Genomic DNA, 14,802 nt, shown 5'->3' on the forward strand with positions numbered 1-14,802 from the left:
TGAGCAGGCGCCCCGGCAAATGCGGATGCACTGAACCCACTAGTATAGCATGGGCTTGTGACAGCTCAAAGACACCGGGCGTTGTGTGAGCTGGACCACCGACCGCCGGTTGCCAGACTGGCATCATGCACCGACTTTGTCCCAGGATTCCGATGAGCGATCGAACGCCCGATCCGGGCGCCGTGTTCGGCGCCCTCCCCGCGCCCTACGTGCTGCTGACACCCGATTTCACCATCGTGCTCGCCAGCGATGCCTTCCTGCGCGCCAACGGCTACGAGCGCGCCCAGCTGATCGGGCGTAACGTCTTTGCCGCCTTCGGCACGCTGCCCGACAACCCGCAGGCCAACGACGCGACGATGGCGAACCTGCGCGCTTCGCTGCACAAGGTGCTGGAAACGAAGGCGCCCGATGCGATGCCTGTGCAGCGCTACGATCTTCCGGTGCCCGGCCACCCTGGGGAACTGCAGCAAAAATACTGGAGCCCCGTCAACGCGCCGGTACTCGACGATGCGGGCAACGTCACGTATATCGTGCACCACGTGAAGGACGTGACGGCGCGGGTGCGCGGCAATGCGCGGCGCGATGCGCTGGTCAGGTTGACCGATGCATGGCGCGACCTGCGTTCGCCGCGCGAGATCGTGCTGGCGGGCCTGGCGATCCTGGGCGAACTGCTGGGCGCGAGCCGCGTGTCCTACGGCCGCTACAACGAAGCCACGGACACGCTGTACATCGGGCCCGACTGGTGCGTGCCCGGCGTTCCATCGCTGGAAGGCACCGCGCGCCTGCGCGAATTCGGTTCGTTCGTGGACGAGATGCTGGAGGGGCTGGCCGTGGTGGTCGGCGACGTGGAGCAGGATCCCCGCACGGTGGCGCACGCGGAGGCATTCCGGCGCCACCACGCGCTGTCGTTCGTCGACATGCCCGTCATCGAACAGGGCCAGCTGAAGAGCATCCTGGTCGTCAGCGACATGGTGCCGCGCCAGTGGGCCACGGGGGACGTGGCGCTGGTGCGCGAATTCGCCGAGCGCATCCGCACCACCAGCGAACGGGCGCGCAGCATGGAGGCGCTGGCCGCAAGCGAAGCGAAATTCCGCTCCATCACCAATGCGATGCCGCAGATGGTGTGGTCGACAACGGCCGATGGCTGGCACGATTACTACAACCAGCAGTGGTACGAATACACCGGCGTGCCGTCCGGTTCCACCGACGGCGCCGGCTGGAACGGCATGTTCCACCCCGACGACCGCGAGCGCGCGTGGGATGCCTGGCGGCACAGCCTGGCAACCGGCGATGTCTACGAGATCCAGTACCGGCTGCGGCACCGCTCGGGCGAATACCGCTGGACGCTGGGCCGGGCGCTGCCGGTGCGCGACGAAACGGGCCGCATCATCCGCTGGATGGGTACCTGCACCGACATCCATTCGCAAAAGCTGGCCGAGGATGCGCTGCACGAGGCGGCCGCGCGCAAGGATGAATTCCTGGCCATGCTGGCGCACGAGCTGCGCAACCCGCTGGCGCCGATCGGCACCGCCGCGCAACTGCTCAAGACGGGGCTCGCGGACGAACGCATCCGTGTGGCGGCCAGCGACATCATCATCCGGCAGGTGCGGCACATGGCGCACCTGGTGGACGACCTGCTCGACGTGTCGCGCGTCACGCGCGGCCTGGTGCAGCTGAACAGGGTCGAACTGGACATGGCCGACATGGTCGCCAGCGCCGTCGAGCAGGCGCTGCCGCTGATCGAGGAGCGCCGCCACGTGCTCGAGCCGCACATGCCGGACGTGCCGGCCACGGTGCTGGGCGACCGCACCCGGCTCGTGCAGGTGATCGCCAACCTGCTGAACAACGCGGCCAAGTACACGCCGCCCGGCGGACGCATCGCGCTGTACCTCGACATCGTGGACAGCCATGCCCGCGTGACCGTGCGCGACAACGGCATCGGCATCGCCCCGTCCCTGCTGCCGCACATCTTCGACCTGTTCATCCAGGGCGAACGCAATCCGGACCGTGCCCAGGGCGGCCTGGGGCTTGGCCTGACGCTGGTGAAAAGCATCGTCTCGCTGCATGGCGGCTTCGTGATGGCGCACAGCGACGGTGCCGGCATGGGCAGTGAATTCACGGTCACCCTGCCGCTGCTGGACAAAGTGCCGGCACCGGCACAGGCCGCGCCGGCGGCCGTGCACCATCCCGCCGTGCGCCCCCTGAGCCTGCTGGTGGTGGAAGACAATCCCGACGCCGCCGGCGTACTGGCCGAACTGCTGCGTTCCGAGGGGCACGACGTGGCGGTGGCCGAGGATGCGGAGACGGCACTGCGCCGCGCCGACCTGGCGGCGATCGACGCCTTCATCCTCGACATCGGCCTGCCCGGCATGGATGGCTACACGCTGGCGCGGCACCTGCGCGCTGACCCGGCCACGGCCGGGGCCACGCTGCTCGCGCTGACCGGCTACGGCCAGCCGAGCGATCGCGCGCAATCCCATGCCGCCGGCTTCAACCGGCACTTCGTCAAGCCGGCCGACCCTGCCGAGCTGCTGCTGGCGCTGCAGGCGGTTAACGGTCGCGACGCCATTGGTACCTGAAAAATGCCGGGAATCGATTGCCGAGACCAAAGGCCGTACGGCCAGCTATCCTCGCACGGCCGTGCCAGTAATGCTCGGCAACGCCCTGTCTCGCACGCGAATGAGCAGACGGCACCGCGATCCGATCCCGAGCAACGCGGGGCTGTCCTGCACGTCGTGACGCCCCGTCCTTTGACATCTCCTGTCGAACCGAATCGTTAAGGGATTATCTTTCAGACTACTTAGCACCATCGGTTTTTTCAAGGACAGGCAGAAAATAACGCGCCAGGCATCCACAGATGATTCGCTTGCCAAACCGGCTGCATGCCCTTCAGCCGGCAACCGAAGCTTCAGGATGGTTGCTGCCCGAAGACGGTCCAGGGCAACGCGGCGCACTGCCCATTGGCAAGAGCCTTGGGCGAACTGCTGCTGGCGCTGCAGGCGGTACAGGCCACCGGGCCGGGCTTCTATACCAGGCGCACCTTCTGCTGCCGCCGTGCCGCGTAGCCGAGCAGGGCAAGGCCACCGGCCAGCATGCCCCACGTTTGCGGTTCCGGCACGGCCGCCACCGAGATGTGGAAATTATCGATCGAGGACCACACGCCCGGCTGCTGGCCGGCGGTGACCGTCAGCGACACCAGGTCGGCGCTGGAGACGAAGCCGACGAACGAGTGTACGTCGGGGTTCTCGAGCGTGAACGTCACCGTGGCGCCGGTGCTGTCGGTGGCGGTCAGCAGCAGACTGGCCGCGGCGGTCGGATGGCTGTAGGCATCCGAACCGAAGAAATTGCCGCCGGCGCCGGCCACGCCGTCCTGCAGCACGAACGTGGTGATATCGGTGCGGTTCTGCGAAGTCAGGAAGAAATCCACATAGTCCTCGGTGCCGGCCCAGATGGCCGGCGCTTTCGGCCCCGCGCTCACGCTGTATGCATAATCGCCGGCCTGGCGCGGAATCTGGTCGAAGTACATTTGTTGGATCAGGTCGTTATAGTCGTCGACGCCGGTGTTGCCGACAGCGGCAAGGTACGATGCCTGGCTCGTGAAGGTGGTGATTTCTGCCTGCGCGGAACCGGCGCACAGCAGCAAGGCGGAAGCAATGGTCGCGGCAACGGCCGCGGCGGAGGGGATCGATCGCACGTAAGACTCCATGGACTGGGATGAATGGTGCCGCGTACCGTCGCGCGGCGCGTCGTGCGCGCCGGCGTTGGCAGCGACATCGGGAAGGCGTCTTGTGAGACAGCCTTCGGCTGCGCTGGTGCGCGTCGGTGGCTAGGCTGCTGGCTGCGAACCCTGGCGCTGCCGGCGCCGCGCGGTCCAGCCCAGCATGCCCAGGCCGGCCAGCAGCATCGCGTAGGTGCCCGGTTCCGGTACGGCGGCCACGGACAGGTGCAGGTTATTCACGGTGGGCCAGATGGGGTAGCCGTCGACGCCCGTCTGGACGCCGGTGGCCACCGACAGCGACACGATCTGCGCATCGGACACGAAGCCCAGGAACGAGCTCGGCACGGGGTCGGTGATCGTGTAGGTCAGCGTGGCGCCGGTGCTGTCGGTCGCGGTCACGGTGATGTACGGTGCGAACACCGAATAACCGCCGCCATCCGAACCCCAGAAATAGCCGCCGGCGCCGGCGACCGGCGTATCGAAGCTGGAGAAGGTGACCGAGTCGGAGGCGCGGCTCGGGGTCAGGTACCAGTCGATATCGTCATCGCTCGCACCGTAAGCGCGCGGATTGCCGGGGCCGGTGGTGGCGACATAGCCGATGTCGCCCGCGGTGCGGGCAAACGGCGTGTCGTAGGGTTCGATCCAGAGGTCGTCGAATGTGTCGACCCCGGTGGTGCCGACCGCGGAGAGGTAGGCGGACTGGCTGGTGTAAGTGGTCAATGCGGCGTGAGCCGCCGAAGCGGAAAACAGCAGGATGGCCGAAGCCGCGGCGGTGGTAACCGCGCGATACGTCTTGCGCACTATGTGCTCCTTGTGGAAGTGGAGAGGAAGACTGACTGGGGTACTTCGGCCGAAGTAGGGACAATGTAGCGCCGCCTCCCTGCCCGCTCAACAAGGTTTTACGAAAGAATAATAATGATGATTAGTTACTGGCGAACCGTGGCTTTCCGGTTGCGGATACCGGTTCGGGGAATTGACAGCGGCGCGGAGTCCGGGACTTCAATCTTAGGTGGTGTCGGACATTTTTTCCGGATGCTTTTTCCGGAAAAATTGTCGGACACCGGTGTTTTCATGATGTGTCATCGGCATGCGAAAACCGGTGTCCGACACCGAAAAGCCGGTGTCCGACACCATGGATTCGGCGCCGCAGGCAGGCCTATTGCGCGGCGGCGATCAGCCGCTCGGGCTTGAGGATGGCCCACTGCTCGAACAGGCCGGTGCCGAGCAGCTTGCCGCCGTCGCCGGCGGGCCCGTACACGCGCACACGGCCTTCGTAGGACGCGGGCGTCTGCACGCCGGGCTCCTTGCCGAGCGGCAGGCGCTGGCCTTGCAGGAAGCGCTTCGCCAGGTCGGCCGTCAGTTCGATGCTGGGGAACGACGACAGCAGCGCATCCACGGGTGCCAGCAGGGAAAGCGGCGCGGCATGGGCGTTCACCTGTTCCAGCGTGACCATGCCATCGGCGGACAGCGCGCCGACGCCCGTGCGCCGCAGCGCGTTCAGGTGGGCGCCGCAGCCGAGCGCGGCGCCAATGTCCTCGCCCAGCACGCGGATATAGGTGCCCTTGCTGACCGTGGCTGCCAGGCGCAGGAACGGCGCTTCGTACGACAGCAGTTCCAGCTTGTGGATCACCACGTTGCGCGCTTCGCGCTCGAGCGTGATGCCGGCGCGGGCGTATTCGTACAGCGGCTTGCCGTCGCGCTTCAACGCCGAGTACATCGGCGGCACCTGCGCGATCGGGCCGCGGAAGCGCGCCAGCACCGCTTCGATCTCGTCGATCGTGATGGTGGCGGCATCGCGGTTCAGCGCGGGGTCGGCGTCGAGCACGAGGCCTTCCGTGTCGCCCGTGTCGGTGCGCACGCCCAGGTGCACGGTGGTCACGTAGGTCTTGTCGGCTTCCAGCAGGTCCTGCGAGAACTTGGTCGCTTCGCCGAAGCACAGCGGCAGCAGGCCGGTGGCGAACGGATCGAGCGTGCCGGTATGGCCCGCCTTCTTGGCGTTCAGCACGCGCTTCACCTTGATCAGCGCATCGTTCGACGACAGCCCGACCGGCTTGTCCAGCAGCAGCACGCCGTCGACGAGGTCGCGCACCCGCTTTACTCGTGCTTCGGTCATTCTTTTGTTTCGCTGCCGGTTGCGCCGTCCGCGCTGTCTTCTTCATAGTCGGCCGCGCGCGTGGCGTTGGCCTTGTCGATCAGTGCCGACATCGCGATGCCGCGCGAGGCCGACGTGTCGTGCACGAAGTGCAGCTGCGGCAGCGTGTGGATGTGCAGGCGCTTGCCCAGCTGGTTGCGCAGGTAGCCGGCGGCGGCGTGCAGGCCGGCCAGCGTGTTCTTCACGGTCTCCGGATCGTCCTTGAGCATCGTGAAGTAGATCTTTGCATGCGCGTAGTCCGGCGTGAGCTGCACTTCGGCGAGCGTGAGCATGCCCACGCGCGGGTCTTTTACCTCGAAGGCGATCAGTTCGGAAAGGTCTTTCTGGATCTGGTCCGCCACGCGCAGGCCGCGGGCGGGGATCGATTTGCTGTGTTTAGCCATGATGTTCTACCAAATATGAAAATGGCGGGTGGCGCCCACCCCGCTTGCGCGGAGCGGGCGGCACCCGCCATGGATACCGCGTGCTGAATTACAGCGTACGTGCCACTTCTTGAATCTCAAAGACTTCCAGCGTGTCGCCAACCTGGATGTCGTTGTAGTTCTTCAGCGACAGGCCGCACTCGAGGCCGGCGCGCACTTCCTTCGCATCGTCCTTGAAGCGCTTGAGCGAGTCGATCTCGCCGGTCCACACGACGATGTTGTTGCGCAGCAGGCGAACCGACGAGGAACGCTTGACCACGCCATCGGTGACCAGGCAGCCGGCAATCGCGCCAACCTTCGACACCAGGATGACCTGGCGAATCTCCACCTGGCCGGTGATGTGCTCGCGCTTCTCCGGTGCCAGCATGCCCGACATCGCCGCCTTCACCTCTTCGATCGCGTCGTAGATGATGTTGTAGTAGCGGATGTCCACGCCGTTGGCCTCGGCCAGCTTGCGCGCCTGGGCATCGGCACGGGCGTTGAAGCCGATGATGACAGCCTTCGACGCGGTCGCCAGGTTGACGTCCGATTCCGTGATGCCGCCGACGGCCGCGTGCACGATCTGCACCCGCACTTCGGAGGTCGACAGCTTCTGCAGCGAACCCACCAGCGCTTCCTGCGAACCCTGCACGTCGGTCTTGACGATCAGCGGCACGTTCTGCACTTCGCCTTCGGCCATCTGGTCGAACAGGTTCTCCAGCTTGGCGGCCTGCTGCTTGGCCAGCTTCACGTCGCGGTACTTACCTTGACGGAACAGGCCGATCTCACGCGCCTTGCGCTCGTCCGCCATGACCATGACTTCTTCGCCGGCGGCCGGCACTTCGGTCAGGCCCTGGATCTCGACCGGGATCGACGGACCGGCTTCGGCGACCGCCTTGCCGTTCTCGTCCAGCATTGCACGGACACGGCCATACGACGAACCGGCCAGCACCACGTCGCCACGCTTCAGCGTACCGGACTGCACCAGGATCGTGGCGACCGGGCCGCGGCCCTTGTCCAGGCGGGCTTCGACCACCAGACCGCGGGCCGGTGCTGCCACCGGCGCCTTCAGTTCCAGCACTTCGGCTTGCAGCAGCACGTTTTCCAGCAGCGTATCGATGCCCTGGCCCGTTTTCGCCGACACCGGCACGAACGGCGCTTCGCCGCCGTATTCTTCCGGCACCACGCCTTCGGTGATCAGTTCCTGCGTCACGCGTTCCAGGTTGCCGCCTGGCTTGTCGATCTTGTTGATCGCCACCACCAGCGGCACGCCGGCCGCTTTCGCGTGGGCGATCGCTTCCTTCGTTTGCGGCATCACGCCATCGTCCGCCGCCACCACCAGGATGACGATGTCGGTGGCCTTGGCACCGCGGGCACGCATCGCCGTGAAGGCTTCGTGGCCCGGGGTATCCAGGAAGGTGATCATGCCGCGCGGCGTGTCGACGTGGTAAGCGCCGATGTGCTGCGTGATGCCGCCGGCTTCGCCCGACGCCACTTTGGCGCGGCGGATGTAATCCAGCAGCGACGTTTTACCGTGGTCGACGTGGCCCATGACGGTGACGACCGGTGCACGCGACGTCGATTCGAAGTGCGTCTGCTCGCCCTGGTCGGCCAGCAGCGCTTCCGGATCGTCCTCGGCGGCAGGGAATGCCTTGTGGCCCATTTCCTCGACGAGGATCATCGCCGTTTCCTGGTCCAGCACCTGGTTGATCGTGCACATCTGGCCCAGCTTCATCAGCTGCTTGATCACCTCGGAAGCCTTGACGGCCATCTTGTGGGCCAGTTCGGCCACGGTGATGGTTTCCGGCACGTACACTTCCTTGATGATCGCTTCCGTTGGTGCCTGGAAGTTCGATTCGCGGTCATCGTGGTGCGAGTTGCGGCCACGGCCACCGCGGCCGCCACCTGCACGCCAGCCATCGCGGCTGGTCGGACCGGTGCTCGTGCCACGGCCCTTGCCGCCGCCCGGCGCGCCACGCTTCTTGGCATCGTCGGACCAGGTGGACGACACGTTGGCCGACTTGATCGACTTGCGATCGCCCGGCTTCTTGTCGTCCTTCTTCTCGGTAGTTGCCGCCGTGGTGGTGCCCGGCTTCTTGTCGGCAGGCTTGTGCAGCGTGCCGGCCGGCGCGGCCGGCTTGACCGGTGCAGGCGGCGGTTCCGGCGCCTTGATCACGCGGCGCGGCTGCGCCATCATGGCCTTGATCTGCGCCACTTCGTCGGCCACGGCTTTACGGGCGCGCTCGGTTGCAGCGGCACGTTCCGCGGCTTCCTTGGTTGCCTGCTCGGCCTTCTTCTTGGCTTCCTCGGCGTCGGCGGCGCGCTTTTTGTCAGCGGCTTCCGTATCGGCCTGCTTCTGCGCGTCGCGGGCACCGGCCTTCTCGGCGGCGGCCTTTTCGGCGGCAGCTTTCGCCGCTTCCTCGTCGGCGCGGCGCTTGGCTTCCGCTTCTGCAGCAGCGGTGGCCTTGGCTTGCGCTTCCTTTTCCGCGTCCAGGCGCGCCAGGGCTTCCTGCTTCTCGCGCAGATCCGCTTCCTGGCGGGCGATCATCTCGGCCTGGCGGCGCGCGTCTTCCTCGCGGCGGGCGTTCTCGGCCTCGTCGACCACCGGTGCCGCCGGAGCGGGCGTGGTGGTCGCGGGCAGGTCATCTCGCTGCACGAAGGTGCGCTTCTTGCGCACTTCGACCTGGATCGTGCGGGTCTTGCCAGAGGCATCGGCCTGCTTGATCTCGTTGGTTTCCTTGCGCGTGACCGTGATTTTCTTCTTCTCGGATGATCCAGCTGCGCCGTGCGTGCGGCGCAGGTGCTCCAGCAGCTTGTCCTTATCATCTTTCGACAATGGATCTGACGCCGAGCTCTTCTCGACGCCCGCGGAACGCAGCTGCGTCAGCAGCAAGTCTGCAGGCATCTTCAGTTCGGTGGCAAATTGGGCTACGTTGTTACTCGCCATTCAGTCCTCTTTTCTATGTGTCGCGTAGATGATAATTGTTAGCTCGGCTGCCGTGGTGTCCAGGGCGCTCAGGCCTTGGCCGCCTCGGCCACCGACCACGCCTTGGCCTGCAGGGCCTTGGCGCGATCGTCGTACTTGGAGTCGACCAGCTTCATTTCATCGTCGGTCACATCTTCAAATTCATTTTTAATCAGTTCACTTGCACGGTCCGTCGACAGCGCGAGGATGGCCCCGAACTCGTCATAGGCCAGGCCGGCGAACTGTTCCAGCGTCTTGATGCCCGCCAGACCCAGCTTGCCCGCCGTGATGCGGTCCATGCCTTCCAGGCCGACCAGGCCTTCTTCCATGCCTTCCAGGCCCTCTTCCGAAGCGATCGCCTCCGTGACCAGCGCATCCCGTGCCCGGGTACGCAGTTCGTTGACGGTGTCTTCGTCGAAGGCTTCGATGTCCAGCATCTCGGAGATCGGCACGTAGGCGATTTCTTCCAGGCTGCTGAAACCTTCCTCGACCAGGATGTCGGCCACTTCCTGGTCCACATCGAGCTTTTCCATGAACAGCGTACGAACCGCCGCCGTTTCCTGGGCTGCCTTGTTGGCCGATTCCTCGGCCGTCATGATGTTGATCTTCCAGCCGGTCAGCTCGGAAGCCAGGCGCACGTTCTGGCCGGAACGGCCGATCGCGATCGCCAGGTTTTCCTCGTCGACGACGACGTCCATCGCGTGCTTGTCTTCATCGACCATGATCGACGACACGTTGGCCGGCGCCAGCGCGCCGATCACGAACTGCGCCGGGTCTTCGGACCACAGCACGATGTCCACGCGCTCGCCGCCCAGTTCACCGGTCACGGCCTGCACGCGCGAACCGCGCATGCCGACACAGGTGCCGATCGGGTCGATGCGCTTGTCGGCCGTGTAGACGGCGATCTTGGCGCGCACGCCGGCATCGCGGGCGGCCGATTTAATTTCCAGCATGCCCTGCTCGATTTCCGGCACTTCCAGCTCGAACAGCTTCATGATGAATTCCGGCGCGGTGCGCGACAGGATCACCTGCGGGCCGCGCATGTTGCGGTCCACGCGCAGGATGTACGCACGCACGCGGTCGCCAATGCGCAGGTTTTCCTTCGGGATCATCTGGTCGCGCGGCAGGCGGGCTTCGATCTTGCCGGATTCGACGATCGCATCGCCGCGTTCCATGCGCTTGATCGTGCCGGTCACCAGCGCATCGCCGCGCTCGAGGAAGTCCTGCAGGATCTGTTCGCGTTCGGCATCGCGCACGCGCTGCAGCACGACTTGCTTGGTGTCCTGCGCGAAGCGGCGGCCGAATTCCACGGATTCGATCGGCTCTTCGATGTATTCGTCGACTTCGATATCGGGGATCTGCTCTTTTGCTTCGAACAGCAGCACTTCCTGATCAGGCAGCTGCAGGCCGGCTTCGTCGGGTACCACGTGCCAGCGGCGGAAGGATTCGAATTCGCCGGAATCGCGGTCGATCGAAACGCGGATGTCGACTTCGCCTTCATAGCGTTTCTTCGTGGCTTGCGCCAACGCGAATTCGAGCGCGCCGAATACCACGTCCTTATCGACGTTCTTCTCGCGCGCAAGCGCGTCCACCAATAACAAAACTTCGCGACTCATGCTTTGCGGCTCCTAAAATCCACCTGCGGCACCAAACGTGCCTTATCCATGTCCGCGAGCGTGAAATTCAGCACCGCAGGACCATCTTTACTTTCAAATTCGATTCCCAGCTGGTCACCCTCGGGTGCCTGCAGGATGCCCTGGTAGGACTTGCGGTTGGCGGTGCCCGGCAGCGCCATGCGCAGCTTGACGATGGCCTCGAGGCCGGCGAAGCGCTCGAAATCGGACAGCTTGCGCAGTGGCCGGTCCAGGCCCGGCGACGAAATCTCGAGCCGCTCGTATGGCACATTTTCGACCGTCAGCACGTGCGACAGCTGGTGGCTCACCGTGGCGCAGTCTTCTACCGTGATCGGGCCCTTTTCCTCTGCGTCCGCAGGGAGGAAATCGATATACACGCGCAGCAGGCCGCGCTCGGCCCGTTCGAAATCGACCAGGTCATAGCCGAGACCCGCGACGGTCTTCTCAATCAGTTCCGGCAGTTGCAAAGGAAAATCTCCAGATCGGGGTCTTGCGCGCGGGGCGCGCCGCGGACCCATTCAAACACTCACTTTTCGTGAGCAAAAAAAAAATGGGCAACTGCCCATCTTCTTGTACTGCAGCCTTGATACCAAGGCCTCGTTACCGCCAGCCAGATGAAGCATCTTCGAATAAAAGATCCTTTTTTTAAGGAAAGGAACCTTTTCCAAGGAAACAATCCTTGTGAAGAACTTTTATCAGGCCGCTTATTATAACGGCATATCCATTTCGCTGCAATGCCGCATAGGCGAAGCGGACGCCGTTACAACAGAGTCAAGGTTGGTTTTTCATACTGTCGGGCGACAGTGAAACCGGAAAGACAAGAGACAAATCGTGGCGTTGAGACAACGCCACGAGCTGCTAGAAGTCCGATATAAGAACGTTCTGCCGGAATACAAGCCTCTTATTATCCTTTACGCCGACGCGGCATGCCATGGTCGGTGGCGCCGCCGCGCGGCTGGCCGCCGCCACGGCGCTGCGACTGGCCGCCGAAGCCGAACGTCGTCTGCAACGGATCCGGCTGGCGCGGGCCGCGGGCCTTGCCCTGCTGCGGACGGCCACTGGTCTGCTCGCCGAATGCCGGGCGGGCGCTGCCTGCAGGGCCGCGACCGGGACGGCCGGGATTGCCGGCACCGAAGTAGCTGCCGGCGCCCTGGCCGCCAGGGCGACCGCCACGGGGCGCCTGCGGGAATGGATCGGCGTTCTTGTTGGAAACGTCCATCCGGTTGAAGTTCGGCTCGCTCTCGCGCTCACGGTCACGGCCACGGCCGCCACCACGCTTTTCTCCGCGCTCGTTGCCATTGCGCTCGTTGCCATTGCGCTCGTTGCCCTGGCGTTCGTTGCCCTGACGTTCGTTGCCATTACGCTCGCCCGCATGACGCTCGTTGCCAGTGCGCTCGCCGGGCTGGCCAGGCTTCTTCTCGCCGCCGGCCGCCTTCTTTTCGACACCCACGAACGCCATCAGGTCGCGCACGGTGTTTTCTTCCATCTCTTCCCAACGACCGCGCTTGAGGTTCGATGGCAGCGTCAGCGCGCCATAGCGGGTGCGGATCAGGCGCGACACGGTCAGGCCCACGGCTTCGAACATGCGGCGCACTTCGCGGTTGCGGCCTTCGCCGATCACCACGCGGTACCATTTGTTGACGCCTTCGCCACCGCCATCGGCGATCTTGGAGAACTGCGCCAGCCCGTCTTCCAGCTCCACGCCGGCCAGCAGTTTCTGGCGCATGCCTTCTTCCAGCTCGCCCAGCGTGCGCACGGCGTATTCGCGGTCGATGTTGTAACGCGGGTGCATCAGGCGGTTCGCCAGGTCACCGGACGTGGTGAACAGCAGCAGGCCTTCGGTATTGAAGTCGAGGCGGCCCACGGCCAGCCACTTGCCGACCTTCATCTGCGGCAGGCGGTCGAACACGGACGGGCGGCCATCCGGATCGTCGTGCGACACGATCTCGCCGGCAGGCTTGTGGTACACCAGCACGCGCGGTGGTTTCTTGCTGACTTTCCGCTGGATCAGCTTGCCATTGATGCGCACCGCGTCGGTCGGCAGGATGCGCTGGCCGATGTGGGCCGGCTCGCCGTTCACCGACACGCGGCCTGCCACGATCAGGTCTTCCATGTCGCGGCGCGAACCCAGGCCGGCCTCGGCCAGCACCTTGTGCAGCTTCGGCGCATCGTCGTCGGCCGTCAGGTCGCGGCGCACGGCCTTCGGCTGGCCCTTGCCGCGGGCGCCGTCTTCCTTGTCGAACGCTTCCGAGGTGACGAACGAGAACACGGCATCGGCTTCGTTCAGCTTGGCGACACCATTGCCGCGCTGGCCCTGGGCGCCCCGGCCCTTGCCGCGCGCGTTCTGCGCGTTGCGATCATTGCCGCGGGCGCCATCGGCGCGCGGGGCGTCGTTGCGGGCACCATCGGCACGGGCACCGTCATTGCGGGCGTTGTCGCGATTGGCATCGTTGCGGTTCCGGCCCTTGTTGCGGCCATCCTCGCGGCGCGGCGCGTCGGCGCGGGCCTCGGGAGCGGCGTCGGCCTGCACGGCTTCCGATCCGGCGGGGGCGGCCTGTGCGGCCGGCTGCGCCTCGGCAACGACCGGCTTGTGCTCGCCGGCCTGCTCGACCTGGCCAGCCTGCTCGCCCTGCTCCGCCTTCAGCGCTTCACGCACGGCGCGCTGTTCGCGCATCTGGCGCGGACCGCGCGGCGCACGAGGCTTTTTCGGCGCAGGTTCAGCATTGGCGGCGTTGGCAGCCTCGGCGGCCGGTTGCGCTACCGGTGCAGCCTGGGCAACCGGTTCGGCTTGAGCGACCGGTGCCGGCGCGGCTTGCGCCTCCACTTCCACTTTCGGCTTGCGGGTACGGGGCTTCTTCACCGGAGCAACTTCGGCCGCGGCCGGCGCGCTGTCGACAGGCGCTGCCGCTTCCGGCGCAGCTTCCTGCGCGGGTTCGACCTTCTTGCGGGTGCGCTTGGGCTTTGCCGGCGCTTCCGCCGTTTCGGCCGGGGCCGCGGCGGCCACCGGGGTTACAGCAGCTGCCGCTTCGGCGGCGATCTGCGCCTTGGTACGGCGCTTCGGCTTCACGGCCGGTTCAGCCGGCGTGCCGGTCTCGTTTGCGTTATCAGTATTGTTCATGCGTATTTTCTTGCGTGGGCTCAGCGTCAGGCGCCTGCACCGCGGGCGCGGATGCTTCCCCGGGCGCTACATTGTCAGTGACATTGGCGGCATGGGCCGCCTTCTCGAAATTCTCCTGCAGCGCGGCTTCGAGCATTTCGATCGAATTGGCATTCTGCGGTTCGCTGATTTGCTGCAGAGGCGGCAGCTGGGACAGCGACTGTAATCCCAGGTCGTCCAGGAATTGCCTGGTGGTGCCAAGAAGGGCCGGACGACCCGGCACGTCGCGGTGGCCGACAGTATCGACCCAGCCGCGCTCTTCCAGCATCCGGATCGTCTGCGAATTCACCGTCACGCCGCGAATCTCCTCGATATCGCCACGTGTGACAGGCTGGCGATAAGCGATGATTGCCAGCGTCTCGAGCGTGGCCCGGGAATACTTTTGCGGCTTTTCCGGGTTCAGGCGATCCAGGTAATGCTTCATTTCGGGCCGGCTCTGGAAGCGCCAGCCGGACGACAGGCTGGCCAGTTCGACGCCCCTGCCCTGCCACTCCTGCCGCAATTGCTCCAGCATGCCGCGGATATCAGCTGTACCGACGTCATCCGCACCGGCGCTTTCGGCCAATGACCGGCCCGCATCATCGGGATCGGCGAACAAGCGCTTCAAGCTGTTCATCGACAACGGCTCGCGCGCGCATAGCAGTGCGGTTTCGAGGATTTTCTTCGCCTCAGCTGTATCCATATACCAACATGTGGTCGCCGTTCCGGCCGAACGAAACGCAAGTAATGAATAACTTCAACAAATCAAGACTTGAATAAGGGCCGGAAATGCCGG

10 protein-coding genes are annotated in these 14,802 nt (G+C 65.2%); 1 reads left to right on the top strand and 9 read right to left on the bottom strand.

Features of this window, described 5'->3' with window-relative positions:
* Positions 1 to 152: 152 nt before the first annotated feature.
* Positions 153 to 2,579 carry an ATP-binding protein gene (locus tag EWM63_RS07315; RefSeq protein ID WP_165390776.1) on the top strand — a complete coding sequence of 809 codons (2,427 nt, stop codon included), beginning with the start codon at positions 153 to 155 and terminating at the stop codon, positions 2,577 to 2,579.
* A gap of 446 nt (positions 2,580 to 3,025) precedes the next feature.
* On the opposite strand, the gene EWM63_RS07320 is transcribed toward EWM63_RS07315, so the two are convergent.
* The 9 genes from EWM63_RS07320 to scpB form a co-directional block, all read right to left on the bottom strand.
* Positions 3,026 to 3,694, bottom strand: a complete 669-nt coding sequence (locus EWM63_RS07320; RefSeq protein ID WP_229487789.1) for a PEP-CTERM sorting domain-containing protein — start codon at positions 3,692 to 3,694, stop codon at positions 3,026 to 3,028.
* 132 nt (positions 3,695 to 3,826) lie between these two features.
* Entirely contained in the window at positions 3,827 to 4,519 is a 693-nt protein-coding gene (locus EWM63_RS07325) for a PEP-CTERM sorting domain-containing protein (protein WP_229487791.1), read from the bottom strand.
* A 355-nt stretch (positions 4,520 to 4,874) separates the two neighbouring features.
* On the bottom strand, positions 4,875 to 5,831 hold the full coding sequence (truB, locus tag EWM63_RS07330) for a tRNA pseudouridine(55) synthase TruB (protein ID WP_130185933.1): 957 nt from the start codon (positions 5,829 to 5,831) through the stop codon (positions 4,875 to 4,877).
* Positions 5,828 to 6,253 carry a 30S ribosome-binding factor RbfA gene (gene rbfA / locus EWM63_RS07335; protein WP_130185934.1) on the bottom strand — a complete coding sequence of 142 codons (426 nt, stop codon included), beginning with the start codon at positions 6,251 to 6,253 and terminating at the stop codon, positions 5,828 to 5,830. Before rbfA ends, truB begins: the two co-directional genes overlap by 4 nt.
* An 88-nt stretch (positions 6,254 to 6,341) precedes the next feature.
* Positions 6,342 to 9,218, bottom strand: coding sequence for a translation initiation factor IF-2 (gene infB / locus EWM63_RS07340; protein WP_130185935.1), 2,877 nt, complete (start codon positions 9,216 to 9,218; stop codon positions 6,342 to 6,344).
* 68 nt (positions 9,219 to 9,286) lie between these two features.
* Positions 9,287 to 10,852, bottom strand: coding sequence for a transcription termination factor NusA (gene nusA / locus EWM63_RS07345; protein WP_130185936.1), 1,566 nt, complete (start codon positions 10,850 to 10,852; stop codon positions 9,287 to 9,289).
* Positions 10,849 to 11,337 (bottom strand): ribosome maturation factor RimP, encoded by a 489-nt coding sequence (gene rimP / locus EWM63_RS07350; protein ID WP_130185937.1) that lies wholly within the window; start codon positions 11,335 to 11,337, stop codon positions 10,849 to 10,851. The genes nusA and rimP overlap by 4 nt, the downstream gene beginning before the upstream one ends.
* Positions 11,338 to 11,774: 437 nt before the next feature.
* Positions 11,775 to 13,988: a 23S rRNA pseudouridine(2605) synthase RluB gene (rluB, locus tag EWM63_RS07355; protein WP_130185938.1), complete on the bottom strand. Its 2,214-nt coding sequence runs from the start codon at positions 13,986 to 13,988 to the stop codon at positions 11,775 to 11,777.
* Positions 13,975 to 14,709, bottom strand: coding sequence for an SMC-Scp complex subunit ScpB (gene scpB, locus EWM63_RS07360; protein ID WP_130185939.1), 735 nt, complete (start codon positions 14,707 to 14,709; stop codon positions 13,975 to 13,977). The genes rluB and scpB overlap by 14 nt, the downstream gene beginning before the upstream one ends.
* Between the last annotated feature and the right edge of the window lie 93 nt (positions 14,710 to 14,802).

This window comes from Pseudoduganella lutea, assembly GCF_004209755.1.
In the GTDB taxonomy this organism is placed as follows: Bacteria; Pseudomonadota; Gammaproteobacteria; order Burkholderiales; family Burkholderiaceae_D; genus Rugamonas; species Rugamonas lutea.

Bases quoted from the DNA above. Each gene is read 5' to 3' on its own strand.
- EWM63_RS07315 (WP_165390776.1), top strand. From the start codon at position 153: ATGAGCGATCGAACGCCCGATCCGGGCGCCGTGTTCGGCGCCCTCCCC.
- truB (WP_130185933.1), bottom strand. From the start codon at position 5,831: ATGACCGAAGCACGAGTAAAGCGGGTGCGCGACCTCGTCGACGGCGTG.
- rbfA (WP_130185934.1), bottom strand. From the start codon at position 6,253: ATGGCTAAACACAGCAAATCGATCCCCGCCCGCGGCCTGCGCGTGGCG.
- infB (WP_130185935.1), bottom strand. From the start codon at position 9,218: ATGGCGAGTAACAACGTAGCCCAATTTGCCACCGAACTGAAGATGCCT.
- nusA (WP_130185936.1), bottom strand. From the start codon at position 10,852: ATGAGTCGCGAAGTTTTGTTATTGGTGGACGCGCTTGCGCGCGAGAAG.
- rluB (WP_130185938.1), bottom strand. From the start codon at position 13,988: ATGAACAATACTGATAACGCAAACGAGACCGGCACGCCGGCTGAACCG.
- scpB (WP_130185939.1), bottom strand. From the start codon at position 14,709: ATGGATACAGCTGAGGCGAAGAAAATCCTCGAAACCGCACTGCTATGC.